Origin of the sequence: Candidatus Rhodobacter oscarellae (assembly GCF_001078595.1) — a bacterium.
In the GTDB taxonomy this organism is placed as follows: Bacteria; Pseudomonadota; Alphaproteobacteria; order Rhodobacterales; family Rhodobacteraceae; genus Rhodobacter_B; species Rhodobacter_B oscarellae.
The window spans coordinates 1280416-1304714 of record NZ_LFTY01000002.1 but is presented as its reverse complement, the minus strand read 5'-3'; the positions used below and the strand labels follow the sequence as shown (position 1 = coordinate 1304714).

Below are 24299 nucleotides of genomic sequence, written 5' to 3'. Positions count from 1 at the left end.
TCTCTCCTCGCTACGCGATGCGGATCCGGGGGTTCAGATAGACATAGCCGATATCCGAGATCAGCTGTGTCGTGAGAACCACGATGACCGACACCACCGAGACCGCCAGCAGGAGGTCGATGTCATTGTTGCTTGCGGCCTGCACCAGCAGCCAGCCGAAGCCCTTATAGTTAAACAGCGTCTCGACGATCACCACGCCATTCAGCAGCCAGGGGAACTGCAGCATGATCACGGTGAAGGGCGCGATGAGCGCGTTGCGCAGCGCGTGCTTCATCACGATATTGCCGAAGGAGACGCCTTTCAGCCGCGCGGTGCGGATATACTGCGCGGTCATAACCTCGGCCATCGAGGCGCGCGTCATCCGGGCGATGTAACCGATCCCGTAAAGCGCAATCGTCATCACCGGCAGCGTGAAGTTCACGAACGTTATGTCATCCATCGCCGATGTGGCGCTGCCCTTGAACCATTTCAAACCCACCGCGGACGAGGCGAAGATCGCGATGAACAAAACGCCCGAGACGTATTCCGGCGTTGCTGTGGTGGTGATCGAGAAGGTCGAAAGCGTCCGGTCCAGGCGCGAGCCTTCGCGCATCCCCGCCAGCACCCCGATGATCAACGCGCCGGGGATCATCACCAGCATCACGCAGAGCATCAGCTTGGCGGTCAGGCCCAGCCGCTTGCCGACGATGCCGCCGACCTCTTCCTTAAAGACCGTTGAGAGCCCCCATTTGCCTTGCAGCACCCCGCAAAACCGCGGCGCTTCCTCGGCGTCCATGCCCGGCAGGATACACCGGCCCAGGACCTCGCCGTTCTCATCGGGCTCGGACACATGCCCCGGCAACACGCCCAGCCATTGCGCGTATTTTATCGGCAGCGGTTCCAGGTAGCCGCGCGGCTCCAGGAACGAGGCCACCTCGGCGTCCGTCATGCGGAAGTTGCCCTGCGTTTTCGCCAGTTTTTCAAGGTTTGGGTAGAGGTTCGTTAGAAAGAACACCACGAACGTCAAGCAGAGCGCGGTCAAGATCATAACCCCGACGCGCCGTAAGATAAAAAGTCCCATGATTTCCCCTGTCGTCGGGACGTGGCGGCGTTGTTATCTTGGTTCGTAGGTGCCGCCTACGTTACTTTGCTACGCGCCCGAGATGGCGCTTGGCTGAGTAGTAAAAGGCCGCGCCCCTCGGGGGGACGCGGCCAGTTTCGTCTGCCTTAGGCGGCCCAGCCCCATTTGTAGATCTGGGGCAGGTAAGCGATGTGCATATCCACACCGACCAGGCCCTCTACGTGGTGGCGGGTGATCGTGCGGAAGTAGGGCTGAATTATCACGCCCTCGTCGATCATGATCGCCTGCAGTTTGCCCATCACCTCACGGCGCGCGTCCACATCAGCGATCGAGTTAGCCTCGTTCAACAGAGCGTCGAACTCGGCATTGGCAAAGGCTGTCTCGTTCCAGGCCTCGCCAGAGCGATAGGCCAGACCCAGCACCTGCGTGCCCAGCGGGCGGTGGTTCCAGTTCGTCGAGGAGAACGGGTACTTCGCCCAGTCGTTCCAGAAGGTCGAGCCCGGCAGGATGGTCCGCTTGACCTTGATGCCCGCGTCGCGCAGCTGCGCGGCCACGGCGTCGGTCGTGGGACGGCGCCAGTCGTCGTCGATCGAGATCAGCTCGTGCTCGTAGTCACCAAAGCCGGCCTCGTCCATCATGGCTTTCGCCTTGGCGGGATCGAAGGCCGCGCGGGTCACAGAGCTGTTCCACTCGGGGTGCACGGGACCCACGTGGCAGTTGTCGGCCACGATGCCCAGGTCGTTGACCCCCAGCTCAAGCGGCACGGCGTTGTCGACGGCCATCGCCAGCGCCTGGCGCACGGCCTTGTTGTCGTAGGGCGCGTTGTCCTGGTTGGGACGGATCACGATGGTCGTACCCGATACAACGTCGGACTGGGTTAGGCCAAGGCCGGTCATCACGTCGATGAACTCGCCGGTGGATTCCCAGTTCATGTCGATCTCTTCGGCCTCGAACGCCACCACGAAGGCGGACATATCGGTGCCGTAGTCGATGAACTCGATGCGGTCGAGATAGCCGCCCTTACCTGCGGCAGTGCCCCACCACTCGTGGTCCTCGTTGCGCACGACCACGCCCTTGACGCCAACCTCAAGGCTTTCCGGCAGCATGTAGCCAGTGCCCACCGGGTTGCCGAGCATGTTGTCGGGGTCGTGGCTGGAATGCACGATGGCGGCCGGATAGTCGGCCATGCCCGGAATGATGGTGATGTCGGGCGCGTTGGTCTTCAGCTTCAAGGTGTGGCTGTCGACAACGGTGATCGCGCCTTCGGACGCCTTGTTGGTGTCGGGGTCGATCATCGACGACATACGTCCGGCCATCGAGTTGCCCTCGACATCCTTCTCGCACCAGCCAGCGATGTTGCGCGCCACGTCCTCGGCGGTGAAGTCGTCGCCATTGTTCCACTTCACGCCCTTGCGAACGTTCAGCGTGTATTCGGTGGCGTCATCGTTGGCTTCCCAGCTTTCCAGGAGCATGCCCTCAAAGGAGCCGTCCGAGTTGTACTCGACCAGGTACTCCAGCCAGCCCGCGGTGAAGGTCGCAATCTGGGTCCAGTCATAGGTGCGCGGATCTTTAAGCGCGCGGACTTCCATCTGCATGCGCAAAGTGCCGCCTTGTTGGGCGTGGCCTGCGGCCTTCGCCGGGCTGGCGCCGATCAGTCCATAGGCCGCGGTCGCGGTCAGTCCAAGCGCGGTGGCGCGCGAAAGGAATTCGCGGCGGTCCAGCTGGCCTGCCTTGTGCTCCTTGGCATACATTGCTGCCGCAGGATGCACCCGCAGGTTGGTTGCTTTACTCGTCATCATTTTCTCCCTGTGTGACGTAGTGTTTCTATTTGGGTGATTGCAGGCGCGATCCGGTCCCGGCTGCTTTTTCTTTTTGGTTGCCGTCAGTTCACGCTGTCTCATCTCCCCTTGGTGTATTCCGCACAGAACAACGCGGCCCGTCTACGGCCGCTTTCGCCCTTTCGGGGGCGAAAAACGACATGGTTATAGGAAAAACGACACGCGGCGAATTCGCAAGAAAAAAACGGGCCTAGCAAGCAAAGTTGATGGGCCGGACGGTCTCTTGACGTAAGGGGATGCCTAGGTTTGACGGCGAAACTCGGTGGGCGTGAGGCCGGTCTGCTTCTGGAAGGCGCGGGTGAAATACGCCGCCGAGCTAAAGCCCAGATCCTTCGCGATGTCCTTCACGGGCCGCGCTGTGTCGCGCAGCATTCGGCGCGCCTCAAAGTGCAGCCGGTCCGCCAGGATGGCCGAGGCGGGCCGCCCGCAGGCCACATTGCAGCTTCGCGTCAGATGGGTGGGCGTCACACCCAGCCGCGCGGCATAGTCGTTGATGGACCGGCCAGAGCGGAACTCGCGCTCCACCATGGACGTGAACGCAGCCGCCAGCCGGCGCGTCGCGTCGGACACCAGGTGGTGCAGGTTTTCCTCGATCATCTGCCGGTCAAGCCAGACCGACAACAGCCCGGCATGGGCCAAGAGCGCGCGGTCCTGGCCGCGGCGGTCGCCCTCAAGCTCTCGTGACAGGTTGTCGATGAGCCCGGTCAGCTCGGCTTGCTGCTGCACGTCGCGGAACCGGAAATGCACCGGAGCCTCGGGCAGGCTCAGCTCGCTTTCCTTGGGGAAGGACACGCTCATGCCGAAAACTTGGCCAAGCATCTCGTAGCTGTGCATGGTGCCCGCGGGCAGGAACACGGCGTGATGCGGGCCGAAACCGTGGCGGACGCCCGCGATGGTGATGCGGCCCTGGCCGCGGGTGAACCACAGCAAAATGGGCTGATCGTAAGAGCGCATCGCCTCGATGCGCCACTTGTTATCCGGCGTCAGGCGCGGCAATTGCTCGACGCGAACGCGGTTGGATTTGACACTCGAATTAATGTCAGGTCGTGTTGGATCAAAGATCTTCATAGATCGATTTGTGCAGCTATACCGGGATCACCGGCACCGTCCCCAGGTTTTTATGTTCGGTCTGTGCGATTCCTGTTATCCCTAATCCAGCAGAATCGCACGCCATTCCCCCATTCTCGACCGAAACCATGTTCGTTGTCGCTTGGCATATTGCCGGGTAAACCGTTTTCCTTCGGCGACTGCGTCCTTCAGGTCACGGTTACCGCGCAGATGCGCAATGAGGCCAGCGGCTCCGATGGCCTTGGCGCTTGGCCAGGCTGGGTCCCAATCGGCCAAGTTCTGGCGGGCCTCTTCCAGCGCGCCTCCGGCCACCATAATGTCAAAGCGCCGGTCGATGCGCGCGTTCAGCCAATCGCGATCCGCGCTTAAGAGAATCGGTTGCGCGCCGGACAGCGGAAGGAGCGGGGCAGGGGTCTCGTTCTGCCATGCGGCGATGCCGCGCCCGGTGGCGCGTTGGACCTCCCAGGCGCGCTGCACGCGCATCGGGTTAAGCTGGTCAATCCGCGACAGCGTGTCCGCGTCAAGCTCTGCCAGCATTGGCGCGGTGCCCTGCTTGGTCCGCAATGCATCAGCCTCGGCCCGTATCTCTGCGGGGGTCGGCGGGATCTCGGCCAGGCCCTCGGTCAGCGCCGAGAAATTAAGCCCGGTGCCCCCGACAATGATCGGGCGCGGGCCGCCGGAGAGATGCGGCGCGAGGTCGCGCAGCCAATGCCCGACCGAGTATTCTTTGTCCCCCGCCACGTGCCCATAGAGCCTATGCGGGGCCTGCGCCTCTTCCTCGGGCGAGGGGCGCGCGGTCAGGACCCGCCAGTTGCCAAAGACCTGCAACGCGTCCGCGTTCACGATGACGCCGCCCTGCGCGGCGGCGATCTGCAGCGCCAGGCCCGATTTGCCCGACGCCGTCGGCCCCGCAATCAGCACCGGAAGCTCCGGCGACAAACCGCCTATCAGTTTGGTAAACAATCCGCGCTTTCCCCGTTGATCATGTCGACGTTTTGCGACATTTAGCGCGCCAAGCAAAGAGCAAGACGGAGCGGGCCAATGACTGAGACATCCACGCAGGACCCCGCCACACAGTATCAACGCGTCATGCTCAAGATCTCTGGCGAGGCCCTTATGGGCGACCAGGGCTACGGGCTCCACCCTCCCACGATCCAGCGCATCGCCAAAGAGGTGCAGACGGTTCACGAGATGGGCGTCGAGATCTGCATGGTGATCGGCGGCGGCAACATCTTTCGCGGGCTGCAAGGCGCGGCCCAGGGGATGGAGCGCACGACCGGCGACTATATGGGCATGCTGGCCACGGTGCTGAACGCGCTGGCCATGCAGTCCGCGCTTGAGGGTCTGGGCATCTTCACCCGCGTGATCAGCGCCATCCCGATGGACCAGGTCTGCGAGCCCTATATCCGCCGCCGCGCGGTGCGCCACCTGGAAAAGAAGCGCGTGTGCATCTTCGCCGCCGGCACCGGCAACCCGTATTTCACGACCGATACCGGCGCGGTGCTGCGCGCCTCCGAGATGTCCTGCGACGCGATCTTTATGGGCAAGAACGGCGTGGACGGGGTGTATGACAAGGACCCGGCCAAGCACGATGACGCCAAGCGCTATGACAAGATCACCTATGACGAGGTGCTGGCGCAGCATCTGGGCGTGATGGACGCCACCGCGATCGCGCTGGCCCAGGGCAACAGCCAGCCGATCATCGTCTTCCCGCTGGACGAGCCCGACGGGTTCCGAAAGGTGCTTGCGGGCGAAGGGACCTTTACGACGGTAAGCGGCTAGGCCTCACGACCTTTACACCGCGCAGCGACTCGCGCTATAAGAGCGCATAAATCGAACTCAAAAAACACGAGCGGCGCCCATGTCTGACGAAGAAATCATTGAACCCGACCTGGATGATCTGACCCGCCGGATGGACGGCGCGATGAGCTCGCTAAAGGCCGAATTCGCCTCGCTGCGCACGGGCCGCGCCTCGGCCAGCATGATCGAGCCGGTCACGGTCGACGCCTATGGCGCCCAGACGCCGATCAACCAGGTGGGCACGGTGAACGTGCCCGAGCCGCGCATGGTCACCATCAACGTGTGGGACAAATCGCTGGTCTCGAAGGTTGAGAAGGCGATCATGGAGAGCGGCCTGGGCATCAACCCGCAGACCAACGGCACCATCATCATGCTGCCGATCCCCGAGCTGAACGAAGAGCGCCGCCGCGAGCTGACCAAAGTGGCGGGCGGCTATGCCGAGAATGCCCGCGTCGCCATCCGCAACGTGCGCCAGGACGGCATGCAGCAGCTCAAGAAGGCCAAGAACGCCGGCATGTCCGAGGACGAACAGAAAATCTGGCAGGACGAGATCCAAGAGCTGACCGACGGGCATATCAAATCCGTCGATGACGCGCTTGAGAACAAACAAGCCGAGATAATGCAGGTTTAACCCCTCGATTTTCTTATCGTTTCTATTATGAGAACAGCAGTCGCAGCAATATTAGCGGCAGCCCATAACATAGACGATGAAATTCAGGGTGAGCAGTATGAGGGACAAAGTCATGGCCGGCCCACGCCACGTGGCGATCATTATGGACGGGAATGGTCGCTGGGCCACCCAGCGGGGCAGGCTGCGGCTGTTTGGCCACCACGCTGGCGCCCGCCGCGTGCGCGAGATCGTTCGGGCCTGCCCGGATATCGGCGTGAAATACCTGACCATCTTTGCCTTCTCCACGGAGAACTGGAAACGCACCCAGACCGAGGTCGCAGGGCTGATGTCGCTGTTTCGGCGCTACATCATGCGCGAGGCCAAGGCGCTCTTCGAGGAAGGCGTGCGGGTGCGCTTCATCGGCGACCGTATCAAGCTTGATGAAAAGCTGGTGCGGATGATGGACGATCTAGAGCTGATGACGGCGGATAATTCTAAGGTTCACCTGACGATCGCGCTGAACTATGGCGGCCGCGACGAAGTTGCCCGCGCGACCAAGCGCTTAGCCCGCGAAGTTAAGGCCGGGAAGATCGACCCAGAGAGCGTCGATGGCGAGACCCTGGCGCGTTACCTCGACACCTGGCTCCTGCCCGACCCGGATCTTGTGATCCGCACCTCTGGCGAGGCGCGCATCTCGAACTTCCTGTTGTGGCAGTCGGCCTATGCGGAATATGAGTTCATCGACACGCTCTGGCCCGACTTCACCCAGGACATCTTCGCGCAGATCGTTGGCAATTACGCCGAGCGCGACCGCCGCTTTGGTGCCGTCCCTGCATGAGCGGCCCGCGTCGATGGGATGACCTTAGGCCGCGGGTGATCACCGGCGGGCTCTTGATTGCGCTGGGGATCACCGTGATCTCGATGGGCGGCATGGTCTTTGCGCTGACCTGCGCCGCCGTGACCGGGATCATGGTCTGGGAACTCAGCCGGATGATCGACGATGATCGCGCGTCGCAGGCGATCCAGCTTGGCGTGGTGACGGCAATCTGTCTTCTGTTGGCGCGGCAACTGCCTGATATCTATACGCTTCCCTTATTGCTCATCCCGGCCGTCTCGGGGGCATTTCTGCTGCGCAAGCACCCCTGGCTCTTCGCGGTCTACGCGGTGGGGATCACGGTTGCGGGGTTCGGCCTGACGGCCTTCCGCGACACTTACGGTGTGGTCTGGCTGTTCTGGCTAGTGATCGTGGTCGCGATGACCGACATCGCGGGCTACTTCGCCGGCAAGATGATCGGCGGGGCCAAGTTCTGGCCCTCGATCAGCCCCAAGAAGACATGGGCGGGCATCATCGCGGGCTGGCTGGCGGCGGTGCTGGTGTCTTTCGTGTTCCTGGCGATCACCGATGCGGGCCGCGACCTGATCTGGATCTCGGCCTTGCTGAGTTTTGCCTCGCAGATGGGCGACATCGCCGAAAGCGCCGTGAAGCGGCGGATGGGCGTGAAGGACAGCTCTAACCTGCTGCCCGGGCATGGCGGTCTTTTCGACCGCTTCGACGCGCTGCTGGGCGCCTCGCTGTTCATGCTGCTGACGGCGTTGATCGTGGACGTGCCGGAGCTACAGTTCTAGCCCATGCGCCGCGTCTCCATTTTCGGGTCCACCGGATCGATTGGTCAGAACACGCTGGATTTGATTCGGCGCGACCCCGGCGCGTTCAAGGTCGTGGCGTTGACCGGCGGCGCGAATATCGCGCAGCTGGCCGCGGACGCGCGGGAGTTCGGCGCCGAGGTGGCGGTTACTGCCTATCCTGAGCACTTGCGCGCGCTGCAAGAGGCCTTGTCTGGGGCGCCTATAGTGGCGGCGGCTGGTCCGGACGCGATCCTTGAGGCGGCAGACCGCCCCGCGGATTGGATCATGTCGGCGATTATTGGCGCGGCGGGATTAGAGCCCGGATTGCGCGCGCTGCGCCACGGCTCGACCCTGGCGCTGGCCAACAAGGAAAGCCTGGTGACCGCGGGACCCTTGCTGATGCAGACGGCGGCAGCGCATGGCGCCACGATCCTGCCCGTGGATAGCGAGCATTCCGCGGTGTTCCAGGCCCTGATCGGCGAAGACCACGGCGCCGTCGAGCAGGTGATCATCACCGCAAGCGGTGGCGCGTTTCGCAACACGCCGCTGGATGTCCTGAAGGATGTGACCCCCGACCAGGCGATGCGCCACCCCAACTGGTCCATGGGCGCGCGCATCACCATCGACAGCGCGTCCATGTTCAACAAGGCCCTGGAGTTGATTGAAACCAAAGAGTTCTTTGGCTTCGCGCCGGACCAGATCAGCGCCGTGCTGCACCCCGAGAGCATCGTGCACGCCCTTGTAGGGTTCAGCGACGGTGGGTTCATGGCGCATCTGGGCGCGCCGGATATGCGCCACGCGATTGGGTTCGCGTTGCATCACCCAGAGCGGCGGGCGCTGCCGGTGCAACGCATGGACCTGGCCAAAATCGGCCAGCTCAACTTTGCCACGCCGGACGAGACCCGCTGGCCGGCGCTGCGCCTCGCCCGCGAGGTCATGCAAATCGGCGGCCTGGCGGGGGCCGCCTTCAACGCTGCCAAAGAGCGCGCGCTGGATGCTTTCATCGCCAAAGAGATCCGATTCACCGACATGGCACCGGTCGTTGAGACCACGATTAACCAATTGTCATTGAATTCTGGCCTTAGTTCAGCCCAGATTACGCTTGATATGGTGCGCGAGATGGACCATCTCGCACGTATCCGCGCAAAAGAGGTGATTGAAACCACCCACGCGGCGTAAGGGCAAACAAACACTAATAAGGGGCGCGCAGGCCTTGGAACTGATTAACCTACTCCCGAATTTCGGAAACCTGTTCTTCACCGTGGCGGCCTTCATCATCGCGCTGAGCGTGATCGTGGCGATCCATGAATATGGCCACTACATCGTGGGCCGCTGGTGCGGGATCAAGGCGGATGTGTTCTCGCTGGGCTTTGGGCCGGTGATCTTTTCGCGCCCCGACAAGCACGGCACGGTTTGGCAGATAGCGGCCTTGCCGTTGGGCGGGTTCGTGAAGTTTCGCGGTGACGCGAACGCGGCCTCGGCGGGCGATGACGGCTCGATTGCCGAGCTGACGCCAGAGGAGCGCCGCGCCACCATGCATGGCGCGCCGCTTTGGGCGCGCTCCCTGACTGTGGCCGCGGGGCCCGTCTTTAACTTCATCCTCTCGACCATCGTCTTTGGCGCGTTCCTTTATGTGCAGGGCACCACTTCGGACCCGCTGACCATCAAGGAGGTCAAGACCCTACCGGGGATAGAGCAAACGCTGGAGCCGGGCGACGAGATCCTGCAGATCGCCGGCACGGATGTGCCCACCATCGACAATATGAGCGGTTTTCTAGAGGCGCTGCCGCGTGACAGCGCGTTGCTAGAATATACCGTGCTGCGCGATGGGCGCGAGGTGACGCTGCAGGCGCCGCACCCATACACCACCATTGTTTCAGCCCTGACGCCGGGCGCCTCGGCCATGGCCGCGGGCGTGGCGCTTGATGACGTCATCGTGGCCGTCGACGACGCCCCGATCCGGCATTTCTACGACCTCTTGACCACGGTGGAGACATCCGAGGGGCGCACCATGAAGGTCTCTGTGGTGCGCGGCTCGGACGAAATTGACTTTCAGCTGACGCCCCGTGTGATCGACCTTCCCAATGCGGAGGGCGGGTTCACCAGTGATTACAAGATCGGTGTTGGCGCGCAGCTGTTGTTCTCGGCGGACACCGAGACGCCGGGCTTTGGCGAGGCGATTTGGTTCGGGCTTGATCAGACCTGGTATATCATGAAGGTCTCTGTCTCCGCGCTCTACAACATCGCCACGTTCCAGATCGACCGCTGCAACATGCGCGGCTTGGTCGGCATCGCCCAAACCAGCGGCGAGGCGGCAAGCCAGGGGCTGGACACTTTCATTCGCTTCATCGCGGTGTTGTCCGCGGCGGTGGGGCTGCTGAACCTGTTCCCGATCCCGGTGCTGGACGGCGGGCACCTCGTTTTCTTCGCCTACGAGGCGGTGCGGGGTAAGCCGCCCGGTGACCGCGTGATGCAGGTTCTGATGGTCGGTGGATTGATGATCGTGCTGTCTTTGATGTTGTTTGGGTTAACCAACGACTTCACCTGTCCATAAAAGTTCTGCGTTCTGCCTCAATCGCGCCACAATGCCTTTGTAGCTAGGGCGCGAGCCAGCAAAGGGAGGCCGACATGCAGACCATCAAAGAGGGAGTGGAAAGCCTATCCCTGCTTGCGTATTTGAACATGGACCGCTTCTTGGTCTTGTTCGCGACCGGATCTGGGCTGTTCGTGGCGAGCTACCTCGTTTCGCTCTAAGTCCTGGTAACAGAACGGTTTATTGGCGCTCGAATCTCGGGCGCCTTTTTGTTTTCCACAGGGGTGCGCGGATTCTGGCCGGGCCTGTGTATAACTTTCCCGCCTGGCAACACAAGGTGTTGTGGTCGGGGTGCAAATCAAACCCATTCGGTGGGGGCAAAGCGCTTTTGACAAGCCAATTTATTCCCGATACTCAGACAGAAAGCCTGGGCACGACGGGGATCGGTAATGGGACGACACTTAGGGGCTGACAGCCAAGGCTGTGGTTTGGCAGCACGTTTACTAAGCATAAGATTTTCCTTGGTAATTCTTGCGTTTTCGATTTTCTCGCTGCCGCTTACCAGCCCTGCCGAGGCGCAGACCTATCGATTCACCAACGTGACCGTTGAGGGCGCGACGCGCATCGAGCCGGCGACGATCCTGACCTATGCGGGCATCGCTCAGGGCGAAACCATCTCTGCCGGGCAGTTGAACACGGCGTACCAGAACGTCCTTGGATCGCGCCTGTTCGAGACCGTGGAATTTGTGCCCAGCGGCAACACTCTGATCATCCGCGTCGTGGAATACCCCACAGTGAACCGCATCAATTTCGAGGGCAACCGCCGCCTGAAAAACGAAGAGCTGTCGCAGGTTGTGCAGTCCCAGGTGCGCCGCGTTTATTCGCCCAGCATCGCCGAACAGGACGCCGCGCGGATTACGCAGGCCTACGAGCAGCAGGGCCGCCTTGCCGCAAGCGTGGACCCGGTGATCATTCGCCGGTCGAACAACCGCGTCGATCTGGTGTTTGAGATCCGCGAAGGCCGCGTCTCTGAGGTCGAGCGGATCAGCTTTGTCGGCAACCGGAACTACAGCGACCGCAGGCTGCGCCGGGTCTTGGAATCCAAGCAGGCGGGCATTTTCCGCCGTATCATCCAACGCGACACGTTCATCGCGGATCGGATTGAGTTCGATAAGCAGGTGATCCGGGATTTCTACCTGGCGCGCGGCTTTGTCGACTTTCAGGTGCTGTCGGCCACGCCGGAGTTCAGCCGCGAACGCGATGGGTTCTTCGTGACGTTCAACGTGCGCGAGGGGCAGCGATATTCCTTCGGTGAGATCACGGTCACCTCCGAGCTTGGCAACATCGACCCAGATGAATTCGCGCGCGAGGTCAAAATTCGCCCCGGTCAGACCTATTCGCCCAATGGCGTCGACGACACGATCCGTCGACTAGAGCGGCTGGCGGTGCAAAAAGACCTGGACTTCATTCGTGTTGACCCACGCGTGACGCGCAATGATCGTAACCTGTCTTTGGATATCGAGTTCGCCGTGGTCAAAGGCCCGCGCGTCTTCGTTGAACGCATCGATATCGAGGGCAACGCGACGACGCTGGACCGCGTGGTGCGTCGGCAGTTCGAAACCGTGGAAGGTGACCCCTTCAACCCGCGCCAAATCCGCGATGCGGCAGAGCGCATTCGCGCCTTGGGCTTCTTCTCGAATGCGGAAGTGAACGCCCGCGAGGGATCTTCGCCCGAGCAAGTGATCGTGGACGTCGATGTCGAAGAGCAGCCCACGGGCAGCCTAGGTTTTGGCGCCAGCTACAGCGCATCGGGTGGCGTCGGAGTAAACGTCAGCTTCTCGGAGAGAAACTTTCTGGGTCGTGGTCAGCGCTTGCAGTTGGAGTTTACGACGACAGCGGACACAGGCACCTATGGTTTCAACTTTGTCGAGCCGGGGTTTTTAGGGCGAAATCTGCAGTTTGGCATCTCCGCCAGCTATTCAGAAACCACGACTGCCACCAATACCAGCTATGACACTGTCCGCGGCCTCTTCTCTCCATCGTTGGAGTTCCCCGTGTCAGAAAACGGTCGGTTGCAGGTGCGTTATGTTTTGAACGCGACCGAGATTTCGGATGTTCCGGCCACTTCCTCTGCGATTTTGCAAGCCGAGGATGCCGTTGGGATGCAGATCGCCAGCGGCGTCGGATACACCTATAGCTATCGCACGTTGGACACCGGGCTTAACCCAGATGCGGGCATTCTGTTCCGGTTCGGTCAAGATTTCGCCGGGCTTGGGGGCGATCTTGAGTATGTGCAGACGAACGCGCTGCTGGTTGCTGAACGGAAAGTGCTAAACAATGACGTGACCTTGCGAGCGGTGTTCGAGGGCGGGGCGCATTCATCGCTCGGCGGCGACGTCAGCCGTATCACGGATCGCTTCAATCTGAACGGAAAGATGCGCGGGTTTGATTCCTTCGGAATCGGGCCACGGGATCTGGGTGCCGCGAACCAGGACGCGCTAGGCGGCAACTACTTTGCCGTCGCCAAGTTCGAGGCAGAATTCCCGCTTGGCCTGCCAGAGGAGTACGGCGTCCGCGGCGGCGTCTTCCTGGATGTTGGCTCGGTCTGGGGGCTGGACAATGTCGCGGGCACAGGTGGTCCCGTCGACGATAGCTTACATCTTCGCTCGGCGGCGGGGGTCTCGTTGTTCCGGGACACGCCCATTGGACCCTTGCGGTTCAACTTCTCGAGGACGCTTGAGAAACAGCCCTATGACATCGAGCGCGACTTTGATCTGACGATCTCCACCCGGTTTTAACCATGTTCAGATACACGGGCCTTGCATTGGCGACTGCCCTATGCGCTGCACTGGGCTCAGCTGGCGTGCGCGCGCAGGACGCATCGGCGCCCCTGATCGCGTCGCGCATCGTGGTCGTCGACCGCGATCGTGTGCTCGAGAGCATTGGCGCCGAAATCTATGCGGCATTCGACTTTGATGGCAAACTCCGGGAGCTAGAAGAAGAGGTCCGGCGCATCGAAGACGAGCTGAAGGCCGAAGAGCTGGAGCTGACCGAGCTTCGGCCGGATTTGCAACCAACAGAGTTCCGCAGGCTCGCGGATGCCTTTGACGAGAAGGTCCGCAAAATTCGCACTGAGCAGGACAATAAGCTGGCGAGTCTAGAGCAGCAAAGAGTTGAGGTTGTTCAAACCGCGTATGTCCAGAACATTCTACCGGTTGTCGAGGTCATCGCCCGTGAGCGCGGCGCGCTCCTGGTGCTGGACAAAAGATTAACGCTACTGTCCGCGGATGTTATCGACATCACAAACGAAACGATTGGGCGGGTTTCTGCTGCACTCAACCTAGATCAGCAACCCCCCTTGGACGTCACCCCACCGTAGGAGTAACCCGGCCTTGCTTGTCTCGACCTGGACCAGTTGCTACCCTTTGCCAAAACAAGGACCAAGACCAACCCCATGAACGCGCCTTTGCCGTCCGCAGATATTGATCTGATCCAACGGATCATCCCGCATCGCTATCCGTTTTTGCTGGTGGATCGCGTCGTTGACATCAACGGCACGACCTCGGCCACCGGGCTTAAGAATGTCAGCTTTAACGAGCCGCATTTTCAGGGTCACTTCCCCGGCGCGCCGATCATGCCCGGGGTCACGATCATCGAGGCCATGGCGCAGACCGCGGCTGTCATGGTGGGCGTGACCGAGGACATGGCGGATCAGAACTTTCTGATCTATTTCATGGCCATCGACAAATGCAAGTTCCGGCGCAAGGTCGTCCCGGGCGACGTTCTCAAGCTGCATGTCGAGACCATTCGCGGCGGATCGAAAATCTGGAGGTTCAGAGGCCGCGGCGAGGTTGATGGAGAGCTGGCCGCGCAAGCCGAGTTCACCGCCATGATCGATATCCCCGAGGCCGATTCGTGAGCATCTCTGCCAACGCGCAGATCCATCCCAGCGCCGTTATAGAGCAGGGGGCGACAATCGGCGACGGCTGCATCGTCGGTCCGTTCTGCGTTATCGGCCCGCGGGTGACGCTGGCCGACGCGGTCGAACTAAAGAGCCATGTCGTGATCAGCGGTATCACGCGCGTCGGGTCGGGGACGATTGTGTTCCCCTTCACATGCCTGGGCGAGATCCCCCAGGATCTGAAGTTCAAAGGCGAAGAGACCAGGTTAGAGATCGGCGCCCGCAACCGCATCCGGGAAAACGTCACGATGAATACCGGCACCGATGGCGGTGGCGGTGTGACCCGCGTGGGCGATGATGGGCTGTTCATGGCCGGGTGCCACGTGGCCCATGACTGCCAAATTGGCGACCGTGTGATCATGGTGAACAACTCTGCCTTGGCCGGGCATTGCGTTGTGGGCGATGACGTGATCATCGGCGGCCTGTCTGGCGTGCATCAATGGGTGCGGATCGGTAAGGGCGCGATCATCGGCGCCGTGACCATGGTCACGAATGACGTGATCCCGCATGGCTTGGTTCAAGGCCCGCGTGGGACCCTAGATGGGCTGAACCTGGTGGGGCTTAAGCGCAAGGGCGTGTCGCGGGCCGACATCACCGCGCTGCGCGCCGCCTATCAGATGCTGGCGCAGGGCGAGGGCACGTTCCAAGATCGCGCGCGCCGCCTGAACGAGGAAACGGACAGCGCCTATGTGCGCGAGGTAACTGCGTTCGTGATGGGGGCGACGGATCGCTCTTTCCTGACGCCGGATTGATGCAAGTGACCAATTCGTTAACGCGTCATGCGCTGAAGTTACCCCCTCCCTACCGCCCTTTATCCTTTGGCGATTCGGTTAATTTTTGCTGCATGGCCGCGAATGCGCATGTATTTTGGCGACAGAGCGCCGCGCGGGGCTGTGAAATCCAGCCACGAGGCGCCGCATGAACCGCCTCGCGATCCTTGCCGGGCAGGGCAGCCTGCCCAACCAACTTGCCGCGGCGCATGCGCCTGCGCTTTTCGTGACCTTCGAGGGGCTGGACGTCTCGCCGCCCGACAATGAGCATCTTCATACCTCGTATGAACGCTTCGGCGAGATGTTCGATGGGCTGAGCGTCGCTGGCGTGACAGAGGTCGTCTTTGCCGGCGGCCTGGCCCGACCGCAGCTGAACCCCGCCAATTTCGACGCCAAGATGATGCAGCTCGCGCCGCGGTTCATGGCGGCGATGCAGGGCGGCGATGATGGGCTGTTGCGGGCGGTGATCGCGGCCTTTGAAGAACATGGGTTCGCGGTGCGCGGCGCCCATGAGCTCCTGCCCGGGCTGACCTGTGCGGCGGGTCTGCTGACCGGCCCCGAGCCTTCGGATGCCGATCGCAAGGACATCGCACGCGCGCGCGATGTGCTGAGCACGCTCGGGCCGCTAGATGTGGGGCAGGGGGCTGTGGTCGCGGGCGGGCAGGTTCTGGGCATTGAGACCGCGCAGGGCACGGACGCGATGCTGCGCTTTGTGGCCGAGACGCCCGAGGGTCTGCGGCGCGGCAAGGGTGTCTTGGTCAAAGCGCCCAAACCAGGGCAGGACCTGCGCGTCGACATGCCCGCCGTTGGCCCCAAAACAGTCGAAGCCGCCGCAAAGGCGGGATTGGCGGGCCTTGTCTTGGATGCGGGCCAGGTCGTGCTTCTTGAGCGAGAAGAGACGCTGCGCCGCGCAAAGGCTCTGGGCGTCTTCATCCTGGCCGAAGAGCCGTGAGGGTTTTTGTCATCGCGGGCGAGGCCTCTGGCGATCGCCTGGGGGCGGCGCTGATGTCGGGGCTCAAGGACCTGGTGGGAGAGGTCAGTTTTGACGGCGTGGGCGGTCCCCTGATGCAGGCCCAAGGCATGACCAGCCGCTTCCCCATGGAAGAGCTCACCGTTTTCGGCATCCTTGAAGTCTTGCCGAAGTATCGCCAGCTCAAGCGGCGCATTCGCGAGGTGGCAGAGGCGGTGATCGAGACCCAGCCGGACGTATTGATCACCATCGACAGCCCCGATTTCTGCCTGCGCGTCGCGCGCCTCGTGAAGGCCGCCAGCACCACCCATACCGTGCATTACGTGGCGCCGTCGGTCTGGGCCTGGCGCGCGGGCCGGGCCGAGAAGATGGCCAAATGCATCGACCAGGTGCTGGCAATCCTGCCCTTCGAGCCGCCCTATATGGAGGCGGCGGGGATGCGCTGCGACTTCGTGGGGCATCCGGTGGCGACGGAGCCTCAGGCATCCGATGGTGACATCCAGGCCTTCCGCGCGGAACACGGCATAGGCGCCGCACCGCTTTTGATGGTGCTGCCGGGGTCGCGGCGGGGCGAGATCTCTCGCCTGGGGCCGGTCTTTGGCGAGGCCCTGCGACCCGTCCTGGCGCAACATCCCGAGATGCGGGTGGTTTTGCCTGCGGCGCCCTCTGTGGCAAGTGCTGCGATTGAGGTGGCCAAAAGCTGGCCGGGCAACCCCGTGGTGCTGGACCCGCGCGATCAGACCACCGAGGCCGCCACCCAAGAAAAGAGCCGTGCCTTTGCCGCGGCGGATGTGGCGCTGGCCGCCTCGGGCACCGTCTCGCTGGAGCTTGCAGCCGCTGCGACGCCCATGGTCATCGCCTACGATATGAACTGGCTCAGCTGGCAGATCATGAGCCGGATGCTGAAATCCGACACGGTGACGCTGGTCAACCTGGTCAGCGAGACCCGCCATATAGAAGAGTTCCTGGGCCCCGCCTGTCGACCGGACGCGATTGCCGGGGCGCTGAATGACCTTTTGAGCGACCCCGCGCGGCTTACCGCACAAAAGGCGGCCATGGCCGAGGCGATGATCAAGCTTGGCGCGGGCGCCGAGCCGCCGGGGCTCCGCGCCGCGCGCGCCGTACTTGACGGCCTGGCCCGCGCCTAGGCGGTCTGCACATTATATATGGGGCGTAGCGGCCAAAGCAGCGCCGCCGCGAAGGCGATATTGCCCAACACGTTCATTGGCGCGCCGGCTATGATCGAAAACACGCTGTCCACGCCGAACCACATTAGGACCGAAATCGCCACCGCGCGCCGGACGGTTTCGCCCTCGACCGTGGCCAATTGCCAGATCAGCGCGCTACTGCGCTGCCAGACCTCAATATCCGCGCCAGATCCAGCCGCCGCCATAGATGCGCGAGCCATTCGGGTCATAGAACACGCAGGCCTGGCCGGCCGAGACGCCCTCTTCGGCGACGATCAGTTCCACCTCGGCCTCGGTCTCTGACTTCGGGCGGATCACCGCGTCGCGCGGCGGCCGGGTCGAGCGCACCTTGACCGCCAACGGCCATTCATCCTGCGAGGTGAAGGGCGTATCGCCGAGCCAATTGATCTCGCGCACCGGCACCACGCGGGTGGCCAGCATCTCTTTCGGGCCCACAATCACGCGCCGCGCCTCCACGTCCAGCCGGACCACGTATAGTGGCTCGTCCAGCCCGCCGATGCCGAGGCCCCGCCGCTGCCCAATCGTGTAATGGATCACGCCGCGGTGCTCTCCCAGCACGCGGCCATCGACATGCACAATCTCGCCGGGGTCCGCGGCACCCGGGCGCAGCTTTTCGATCACCGAGGCATAGTCGCCGTTGGGGACAAAGCAGATATCCTGGCTGTCGGGCTTATCCGCTACCATCAGGCCATGCTTGCTGGCCAAGGCGCGGGTCTCGGCCTTGCTGGGCAGGTGCCCCAAAGGAAACCGCAGATAGTCGAGCTGCTGCGGCGTGGTGGAGAACAGGAAATAGGACTGGTCCCGCGCCGCGTCTGCCGCGGAGTGCAACTCGGCGCCGCCCGCGCCCATCTTGCGCTGGATATAGTGCCCCGTGGCCATGCAGTCCGCGTCCAGGTCTTTGGCGGTCTCCAAGAGGTCCTTGAACTTCACCCGCTCGTTGCAGCGGATGCAGGGCACCGGAGTGGCCCCTGCGAGGTACGAATCAGCGAACTCGTCGATCACCGCGTCCTTAAAGATATTCTCGTAATCGAGAACATAATGCGGAAATCCCATCTCCTCGGCGACGCGCCGCGCATCATGAATGTCGATTCCCGCGCAGCAGGCGCCTTTCTTGGCCAGCGCCGCGCCATGGTCGTATAGTTGCAGCGTGACGCCCACCACGTCATAGCCCTCGCCTGCCAGCTCGGCGGCCACCACGGACGAATCGACGCCGCCCGACATGGCCACCACCACGCGGGTCTCTGCGGGGGGCTTGGCGAAGCCAAGCGAATTTAAGGCGCCGTCCAGGCTCATGAAGACCTCCTTAATGGCCGTTCAGAATATAGGAAAATCCTAACTACTCACAAGGCGCGATTTCACCCACTGTTAAGCCTGCCGCCTCACAATCCAGGTGTTTCCACGAGGGGTAGCAAGATGTACCTGCGAAAAATAGATGGGCCTAGGACGGTCACTTTGCCAGATGGCACTGTGATGTCGCGCGCGGATTTGCCGTCGGCGAATACGCGGCGCTGGGTGGCCAGCCGTAAGGCCGCCGTGGTAAAGGGTGTCGCATATGGATTATTGTCGCTAAATGAGGCGCTTGAGACATATGGGTTAAGCGAAGAAGAGTTTGACGCATGGCGTGGTGCGGTTGAAAAGCACGGAGAAGCGGCTTTGAAAGCGACGGCGTTGAAAAAATATAGACAACTTTAACTAGAACGGTTTTCTCTGTAATGGTTGGTAACCGGGCGTTAACCTTTTTTGATCACAGTAACGTTAACGGTTCAAATGATGCGGAGAGACTTGATGCGCGTTCTATTGGTAGAAGATGATCCCACCACCTCGCGCAGTATCGAATTGATGCTGACGCACGCCAACCTCAACGTCTACGCGACGGATCTGGGGGAGGAAGGGATAGATCTCGCCAAGCTGTACGATTACGATCTGATCCTGCTTGATCTGAACCTCCCGGATATGAACGGGCATGACGTGCTGCGCCAGTTGCGCCTGGCTCGGATCGAGACGCCCATTTTGATTCTCTCCGGCGCGGACGATACCGAAAACAAACTAAAAGGGTTTGGATTTGAGGCCGACGATTACATGACCAAACCGTTCCATCGTGAGGAACTGGTCGCGCGTATTCACGCCATCATCCGCCGCTCCAAGGGACATTCCCAATCGATCATCCGCACCGGCCAGATCGAGGTCAATCTCGACGCAAAAACCGTTGATGTGGAAGGAAAGTCCGTGCATCTGACCGGCAAGGAATACCAGATGCTAGAGCTTCTTTCTCTGCGTAAAGGTACGACTTTAACCAAAGAGATGTTCCTCAACCATCTTTACGGCGGCATGGATGAACCGGAATTGAAGATCATCGACGTCTTCATCTGCAAGTTGCGAAAGAAATTGTCTAAAGCCACCGGTGGAGAGAATTACATCGAAACCGTATGGGGCCGCGGCTATGTGCTGCGCGATCCAGAGCCATCGGTTATGGACGAGCAGTTTGCCATCGGCGCCTAGCGCGTAATCGCATCAGAATTACACTCACGGTATGGACCTTGCCAAGGTGCGCTCCTATCACTGGAGCACATCTTGGGAGGGTCCAATTTGTCTGAGAAAGACGTTTCCTCATTAACCGAAGAATACGCGAAGGCTGAGCTGGAAAGGCTCTCCTCGGTGTTGAGTGTGGCGAATCGTGCGTATCATACTCAAGATGCACCCGAACTTTCGGATGCCGAGTATGACGCCCTAAAACGGCGCAATACGGCAATCGAGACCGCGTTCCCGCATCTAAAACACGTCGATAGCCCGTCAGAGCAGGTCGGCGGCCCGGTCAACGAGACGTTTTCCAAGGTAACGCATGCCGTGCGGATGATGTCTTTGGCCAACGCGTTTGACGATAATGATGTCCGCGAATTCGAGGACACCGTGCGCCGTTACCTTGGCTTACAAAAAGACGCGCCCTTGGCCTTCACGGCGGAGCCAAAGATCGACGGCCTGTCGCTGAGCTTGCGATATGAGGACGGGCGTTTGGTGCAGGCGGCCACGCGTGGCGATGGCGCGACCGGTGAAAATGTCACCGCAAATGCGCTGACCATCGCCGACATTCCAAAGCAAGTCTCCGATGCCCCGGCGATCATGGAAATCCGCGGCGAGGTTTATATGAGCCACGCGGATTTTGCCGCCCTTAATGCCCGCGCCGAGGCGTCTGGCGGCAAGAGTTTTGCCAACCCGCGCAACGCTGCCGCAGGCTCGCTGCGACAGCTGGACGCCGAGATCACCCGGGCCCGCCCGCTGCGCTTTTTCGCCTATGCATGGGGTGAGCTGTCTGAACCCCTCGCCGATACGCAGAATGGTGCCATCGAGAGGATGGCGAAGCTGGGGTTCAAAACCAATGAACTCACGAAGCGCTGCCAAAGCGCCGAGGAGGTGCTGCGGCATTACGCTTCGATCGAGGAGCAGCGCGCGCTCCTGGGCTATGACATCGACGGCGTGGTCTACAAGGTCGACGACCTGGAGTATCAGCGCCGCCTGGGGTTCCGCTCTGCGACGCCTCGCTGGGCCATCGCGCACAAGTTCCAGGCCGAATTGGCCTGGACCGAGCTGCTTGGGATCGACATTCAGGTCGGCAGAACCGGCGCGCTGTCGCCCGTGGCCCGACTGAAACCGGTCACGGTGGGCGGGGTCGTGGTCTCGAACGCCACGCTGCATAACGAGGATTACATCGCGGGGCGCGGCGCGGATGGCCAGGAAATTCGCAATGGCAAGGACATCCGTGTGGGCGATTGGGTGCAGGTCTATCGCGCGGGGGACGTGATCCCAAAGGTGGCCGATGTTGACCTGTCCAAGCGGAGTAACGGGCAACCCTATGTCTTCCCTCAGAAATGCCCGGAATGCGGCAGCGACGCTGTGCGCGAGCAGGGCGATGCTATCCGGCGCTGCACCGGCGGGATCATCTGCCCTGCCCAAACGGTTGAGAAGCTTAAGCATTTCGTCAGCCGGGCGGCGTTCGACATCGACGGGCTGGGCGCAAAGCAGGTCGAGATGTTCTTTGCGGACCAGGCGCTGCCCATTCGCGAACCGGCGGATATCTTCACGCTGGCCGAACGGGATGCGGGGAATGTCTCGAAACTGGCGAACCGAGACGGGTTTGGCACCAAGAGCGTCAAGAACCTGTTCCAAGCCATTGAAGAAAAAAGAAAGATACCTCTCGAACGCCTCATCTTCGCGCTTGGCATCCGGCATGTCGGGGAAAGTGCAGCCAAGCTTCTTGCGGCCAATTACGTGACCTGGCCCAACTTTGAACACGCCATGACCCATGCCCAAATTGGGGACGGCCCCGATTGGGTGGCGCTGAATGCGATCGACGGCGTGGGGCACGTGCTGGCGGCCTCTGTCGTGACAGCGTTTCAGCAAGAGCAAGAGCGGGCCTCAATCGACCGGCTGGTCGCGCAGCTCAACGTGCAAGACGCCGTGCAGCGGGGCAGCGCCGACAGCCCGGTCGCGGGCAAGACGGTTGTGTTCACCGGAACGCTCGAAAAGATGACCCGGGCCGAGGCCAAGGCGCGCGCCGAAGCGCTCGGCGCGAAGGTGGCCGGCAGCGTGAGCGCCAAGACTGACCTCTTGGTGGCCGGCCCCGGCGCGGGCAGCAAGGCAAAGAAGGCGGCGGATCTGGGTATCGAGACCATCGACGAGGATGGTTGGTTAACCCTTATTGGCGAGGCATGACCGGTCGCCCGCCCATCCTGTTCCCGCTCTTTGCCGGGCTTGAGACGCTGGACGGCGTTGGCCCCAAGACCGCAAAAAGCCTGCCCGCGCTTGGGGTGCACACGCCCAAGGACCTGCTCTTTACCTTGCCCTATTCCGGCGTGGATCGGCGCCGCCGAGATACGATCCTGGGCGCCGAGTTCCCCGCCGTTTTGACCGTGGAGGTCGAGGTTGGGCGGCACCTGCCGCCGCGCCGCCGCGGTCATCCCTACCGGGTGGAGGTGCAGGACGCGAAAACCACCTTCAGCCTTGTGTTCTTCCACGCCCGCGATGAGTGGCTGCGCGGGCAGTTGCCCACCGGGCAGCGCCGCGTGGTGTCCGGCAAGGTCGAGCTCTACGACGGCGTGGGCCAGATGCCGCATCCAGACCACATCCTGCGCGTCGAAGAGGCCGACACGATCCCGGCATTCGAGCCCGTCTACCCGCTGACCGCCGGGGTGACCCAAAGGGTCATAGCCAAGGCCTCGGATTCGGCGCTGATGCGCGTGCCCGAGCTGGCGGAATGGATCGACCCCGGGCTTCTGAGCAAGGAGGGCTGGCCCGCTTGGCATGACGCGGTGGACCGCGCGCATCGCCCGGAGGGCCTTGATGAAATTGCGGTGACGGCTCCGGCGCGGCAGCGCCTGGCCTATGACGAACTCTTCGCGCATCAGGTGACACTCGCCCTAGCGCGGGCGGAGGTGCGGCGCGGCAAGGGGCTGGCCTCGACCGGCGACGGCGCGCTGCGCGACAAGGTGCTGTCGGCGCTGCCATATGAGCCAACCGGCGCGCAATCCCGCGCCATAACCGAGATCGCCGGCGACATGGCGCAACCGCTGCGGATGAACCGACTGCTTCAGGGCGATGTCGGCGCGGGCAAGACGCTTGTGGCGCTGATGGCACTGCTGGTGGCGGTGGAAGCGGGCGGGCAGGGCGCCTTGATGGCGCCAACCGAGATCCTCGCGCGCCAGCACCTAGAAGGGCTGCGCCCCTTGGCCGAAAGCGCCGGCGTGGTGCTAGAGATCCTGACCGGGCGCGACAAGGGCAAGGACCGGGCGGCTAAACTTGCGGCGCTGCGGGCGGGTGAAATTCAAATCCTGGTCGGCACCCACGCGGTGTTTCAGGCCGATGTGGAATTTGCCGACCTGCGCCTGGCCGTGGTCGACGAGCAGCACCGATTCGGGGTGACGCAGCGCATGGAGCTGGGCGCGAAAGGCGCCGCCGCGGATGTGCTGGTGATGACCGCCACGCCGATCCCGCGCTCGCTGTCGCTGGCGCAATATGGCGATATGGACGTCTCTATTCTCGACGAGAAACCGCCGGGACGCAAACCCATCACCACCGCGCTGGTGTCCACGGGACGGCTAGACCAGGTGGTGGAGCGTCTGCGCGAAGCCATGGCCGAGGGGCGGCAGGCCTACTGGGTCTGCCCGCTGGTCGAAGAGAGCGAAACCATGGACATGACCGCCGCCGAAGAGCGGTTCAAACGCCTGCGCGCCAGCCTGGGCGAGGGTCAGGTGGGCTTGGTGCATGGGCAATTGCCCCCGGCGGAAAAGGACGCCGCCATGGCGGATTTCGTGGCCGGGCGCACCCGCGTGCTGGTCGCCACGACCGTGATCGAGGTGGGGGTCGACGTCCCGAATGCCTCGATCATGGTCATCGAACGCGCCGAAAGCTTTGGCCTGGCGCAGCTGCACCAATTGCGCGGGCGCGTGGGGCGCGGCGAGGCCGCATCGACCTGCCTTTTGATGTATCAATCTCCGCTGACCGAGACCGGGCGGCGCCGGTTAGAGATTATGCGCGAGACCGAGGACGGGTTTCGCATCGCCGAGGAAGACCTGGCCATTCGCGGCGCGGGCGACCTGATCGGGACCGCGCAATCGGGCGTGCCGCGGTTCCGTGTGGCAGACCTGGAACGCCAGGCGGCCCTGATGGCGACCGCGCAGTCGGACGCGCGCAAGCTGCTGCATGACGACCCGACGCTAGATTCCCCGCGCGGCGCGGCCACGCGCAATCTGCTGTGGCTGATGGAGCAGGACCGAGCGATCCGTTTGATTTCAGTGGGTTAAACCCGCGGATGGCAATTTGTTCGCAAATGTTCTCAAAAAGTTCTTTACAATCCGTTCGCAA

Annotated in this window: 23 protein-coding genes; 17 read left to right on the top strand and 6 right to left on the bottom strand. The window is 62.2% G+C overall.

Annotation, left to right across the window (positions count from 1 at the left end):
- Positions 1–10 precede the first annotated feature (10 nt).
- The 4 genes from AIOL_RS11175 to miaA form a co-directional block, all read right to left on the bottom strand.
- Complete coding sequence (locus AIOL_RS11175) at positions 11–1060, bottom strand: ABC transporter permease (protein WP_049643044.1); 1050 nt, start codon at positions 1058–1060, stop codon at positions 11–13.
- Between the two features lie 146 nt (positions 1061–1206).
- The gene (locus AIOL_RS11170; RefSeq protein ID WP_049645402.1) at positions 1207–2856 is read right to left on the bottom strand and encodes an ABC transporter substrate-binding protein; all 1650 of its coding nucleotides are present in this window, start codon (positions 2854–2856) and stop codon (positions 1207–1209) included.
- A 282-nt stretch (positions 2857–3138) separates the two neighbouring features.
- Positions 3139–3966, bottom strand: a complete 828-nt coding sequence (locus AIOL_RS11165; protein WP_049643043.1) for a helix-turn-helix domain-containing protein — start codon at positions 3964–3966, stop codon at positions 3139–3141.
- Positions 3967–4047: 81 nt separating this feature from the next.
- Complete coding sequence (gene miaA / locus AIOL_RS11160; protein ID WP_326973102.1) at positions 4048–4905, bottom strand: tRNA (adenosine(37)-N6)-dimethylallyltransferase MiaA; 858 nt, start codon at positions 4903–4905, stop codon at positions 4048–4050.
- A 102-nt stretch (positions 4906–5007) separates the two neighbouring features.
- On the opposite strand from miaA, the gene pyrH reads away from it, so the two are divergent.
- The 13 genes from pyrH to lpxB all read left to right on the top strand — a co-directional run bounded on the left by pyrH (position 5008) and on the right by lpxB (position 17384).
- Entirely contained in the window at positions 5008–5748 is a 741-nt protein-coding gene (pyrH, locus tag AIOL_RS11155) for a UMP kinase (RefSeq protein WP_049643042.1), read from the top strand.
- 79 nt (positions 5749–5827) lie between these two features.
- Complete coding sequence (gene frr / locus AIOL_RS11150) at positions 5828–6397, top strand: ribosome recycling factor (protein WP_049643041.1); 570 nt, start codon at positions 5828–5830, stop codon at positions 6395–6397.
- A 97-nt stretch (positions 6398–6494) separates the two neighbouring features.
- Positions 6495–7214, top strand: a complete 720-nt coding sequence (gene uppS / locus AIOL_RS11145) for a polyprenyl diphosphate synthase (RefSeq protein WP_082152546.1) — start codon at positions 6495–6497, stop codon at positions 7212–7214.
- Complete coding sequence (locus tag AIOL_RS11140) at positions 7211–8002, top strand: phosphatidate cytidylyltransferase (protein ID WP_049643039.1); 792 nt, start codon at positions 7211–7213, stop codon at positions 8000–8002. The genes uppS and AIOL_RS11140 overlap by 4 nt, the downstream gene beginning before the upstream one ends.
- 3 nt (positions 8003–8005) lie before the next feature.
- Positions 8006–9181, top strand: coding sequence for a 1-deoxy-D-xylulose-5-phosphate reductoisomerase (gene dxr / locus AIOL_RS11135; RefSeq protein WP_049643038.1), 1176 nt, complete (start codon positions 8006–8008; stop codon positions 9179–9181).
- Between the two features lie 34 nt (positions 9182–9215).
- Positions 9216–10556, top strand: a complete 1341-nt coding sequence (gene rseP / locus AIOL_RS11130; protein WP_049643037.1) for an RIP metalloprotease RseP — start codon at positions 9216–9218, stop codon at positions 10554–10556.
- 74 nt (positions 10557–10630) lie between these two features.
- Positions 10631–10756: a hypothetical protein gene (locus tag AIOL_RS26140; protein ID WP_268760202.1), complete on the top strand. Its 126-nt coding sequence runs from the start codon at positions 10631–10633 to the stop codon at positions 10754–10756.
- Between the two features lie 228 nt (positions 10757–10984).
- A complete protein-coding gene (gene bamA / locus AIOL_RS11125; protein ID WP_082152545.1) occupies positions 10985–13333 on the top strand; it encodes an outer membrane protein assembly factor BamA in 2349 nt (782 codons plus the stop codon).
- 2 nt (positions 13334–13335) lie between these two features.
- Positions 13336–13914: an OmpH family outer membrane protein gene (locus AIOL_RS11120; protein ID WP_049643036.1), complete on the top strand. Its 579-nt coding sequence runs from the start codon at positions 13336–13338 to the stop codon at positions 13912–13914.
- 75 nt (positions 13915–13989) lie between these two features.
- Positions 13990–14454 carry a 3-hydroxyacyl-ACP dehydratase FabZ gene (gene fabZ, locus AIOL_RS11115; protein WP_049643035.1) on the top strand — a complete coding sequence of 155 codons (465 nt, stop codon included), beginning with the start codon at positions 13990–13992 and terminating at the stop codon, positions 14452–14454.
- On the top strand, positions 14451–15248 hold the full coding sequence (gene lpxA / locus AIOL_RS11110) for an acyl-ACP--UDP-N-acetylglucosamine O-acyltransferase (RefSeq protein ID WP_082152544.1): 798 nt from the start codon (positions 14451–14453) through the stop codon (positions 15246–15248). Before fabZ ends, lpxA begins: the two co-directional genes overlap by 4 nt.
- A gap of 166 nt (positions 15249–15414) precedes the next feature.
- Entirely contained in the window at positions 15415–16218 is an 804-nt protein-coding gene (locus AIOL_RS11105) for an LpxI family protein (protein ID WP_049643034.1), read from the top strand.
- On the top strand, positions 16215–17384 hold the full coding sequence (gene lpxB, locus AIOL_RS11100) for a lipid-A-disaccharide synthase (RefSeq protein ID WP_049643033.1): 1170 nt from the start codon (positions 16215–16217) through the stop codon (positions 17382–17384). Before AIOL_RS11105 ends, lpxB begins: the two co-directional genes overlap by 4 nt.
- Here lpxB and AIOL_RS11095 read toward each other — a convergent pair.
- A complete protein-coding gene (locus AIOL_RS11095) occupies positions 17381–17629 on the bottom strand; it encodes a hypothetical protein (protein WP_049643032.1) in 249 nt (82 codons plus the stop codon). The two genes, lpxB and AIOL_RS11095, sit on opposite strands and share 4 nt — an antisense overlap.
- Positions 17598–18737 carry a tRNA 2-thiouridine(34) synthase MnmA gene (gene mnmA / locus AIOL_RS11090; RefSeq protein ID WP_049643031.1) on the bottom strand — a complete coding sequence of 380 codons (1140 nt, stop codon included), beginning with the start codon at positions 18735–18737 and terminating at the stop codon, positions 17598–17600. The genes AIOL_RS11095 and mnmA overlap by 32 nt, the downstream gene beginning before the upstream one ends.
- Before the next feature lie 120 nt (positions 18738–18857).
- On the opposite strand from mnmA, the gene sciP reads away from it, so the two are divergent.
- From sciP to recG, 4 genes are all read left to right on the top strand, one after another.
- A complete protein-coding gene (gene sciP / locus AIOL_RS24430) occupies positions 18858–19136 on the top strand; it encodes a CtrA inhibitor SciP (protein WP_082152543.1) in 279 nt (92 codons plus the stop codon).
- Positions 19137–19229: 93 nt separating this feature from the next.
- On the top strand, positions 19230–19943 hold the full coding sequence (gene ctrA / locus AIOL_RS11085) for a response regulator transcription factor CtrA (RefSeq protein WP_049643030.1): 714 nt from the start codon (positions 19230–19232) through the stop codon (positions 19941–19943).
- 87 nt (positions 19944–20030) lie between these two features.
- Complete coding sequence (gene ligA, locus AIOL_RS11080; protein WP_049643029.1) at positions 20031–22151, top strand: NAD-dependent DNA ligase LigA; 2121 nt, start codon at positions 20031–20033, stop codon at positions 22149–22151.
- Positions 22148–24238 (top strand): ATP-dependent DNA helicase RecG, encoded by a 2091-nt coding sequence (gene recG, locus AIOL_RS11075; RefSeq protein WP_049643028.1) that lies wholly within the window; start codon positions 22148–22150, stop codon positions 24236–24238. Before ligA ends, recG begins: the two co-directional genes overlap by 4 nt.
- The last annotated feature ends 61 nt before the right edge of the window (positions 24239–24299 follow it).

Coding starts and splice junctions, on each gene's coding strand:
- AIOL_RS11175 (WP_049643044.1), bottom strand. CDS start 1,060: ATGGGACTTTTTATCTTACGGCGCGTCGGGGTTATGATCTTGACCGCG.
- AIOL_RS26140 (WP_268760202.1), top strand. CDS start 10,631: ATGCAGACCATCAAAGAGGGAGTGGAAAGCCTATCCCTGCTTGCGTAT.
- AIOL_RS11140 (WP_049643039.1), top strand. CDS start 7,211: ATGAGCGGCCCGCGTCGATGGGATGACCTTAGGCCGCGGGTGATCACC.
- bamA (WP_082152545.1), top strand. CDS start 10,985: ATGGGACGACACTTAGGGGCTGACAGCCAAGGCTGTGGTTTGGCAGCA.
- frr (WP_049643041.1), top strand. CDS start 5,828: ATGTCTGACGAAGAAATCATTGAACCCGACCTGGATGATCTGACCCGC.
- AIOL_RS11120 (WP_049643036.1), top strand. CDS start 13,336: ATGTTCAGATACACGGGCCTTGCATTGGCGACTGCCCTATGCGCTGCA.
- fabZ (WP_049643035.1), top strand. CDS start 13,990: ATGAACGCGCCTTTGCCGTCCGCAGATATTGATCTGATCCAACGGATC.
- ctrA (WP_049643030.1), top strand. CDS start 19,230: ATGCGCGTTCTATTGGTAGAAGATGATCCCACCACCTCGCGCAGTATC.
- AIOL_RS11170 (WP_049645402.1), bottom strand. CDS start 2,856: ATGACGAGTAAAGCAACCAACCTGCGGGTGCATCCTGCGGCAGCAATG.
- recG (WP_049643028.1), top strand. CDS start 22,148: ATGACCGGTCGCCCGCCCATCCTGTTCCCGCTCTTTGCCGGGCTTGAG.
- sciP (WP_082152543.1), top strand. CDS start 18,858: ATGTACCTGCGAAAAATAGATGGGCCTAGGACGGTCACTTTGCCAGAT.
- AIOL_RS11105 (WP_049643034.1), top strand. CDS start 15,415: ATGAACCGCCTCGCGATCCTTGCCGGGCAGGGCAGCCTGCCCAACCAA.
- AIOL_RS11095 (WP_049643032.1), bottom strand. CDS start 17,629: ATGGCGGCGGCTGGATCTGGCGCGGATATTGAGGTCTGGCAGCGCAGT.
- pyrH (WP_049643042.1), top strand. CDS start 5,008: ATGACTGAGACATCCACGCAGGACCCCGCCACACAGTATCAACGCGTC.
- dxr (WP_049643038.1), top strand. CDS start 8,006: ATGCGCCGCGTCTCCATTTTCGGGTCCACCGGATCGATTGGTCAGAAC.
- uppS (WP_082152546.1), top strand. CDS start 6,495: ATGAGGGACAAAGTCATGGCCGGCCCACGCCACGTGGCGATCATTATG.
- mnmA (WP_049643031.1), bottom strand. CDS start 18,737: ATGAGCCTGGACGGCGCCTTAAATTCGCTTGGCTTCGCCAAGCCCCCC.
- AIOL_RS11165 (WP_049643043.1), bottom strand. CDS start 3,966: ATGAAGATCTTTGATCCAACACGACCTGACATTAATTCGAGTGTCAAA.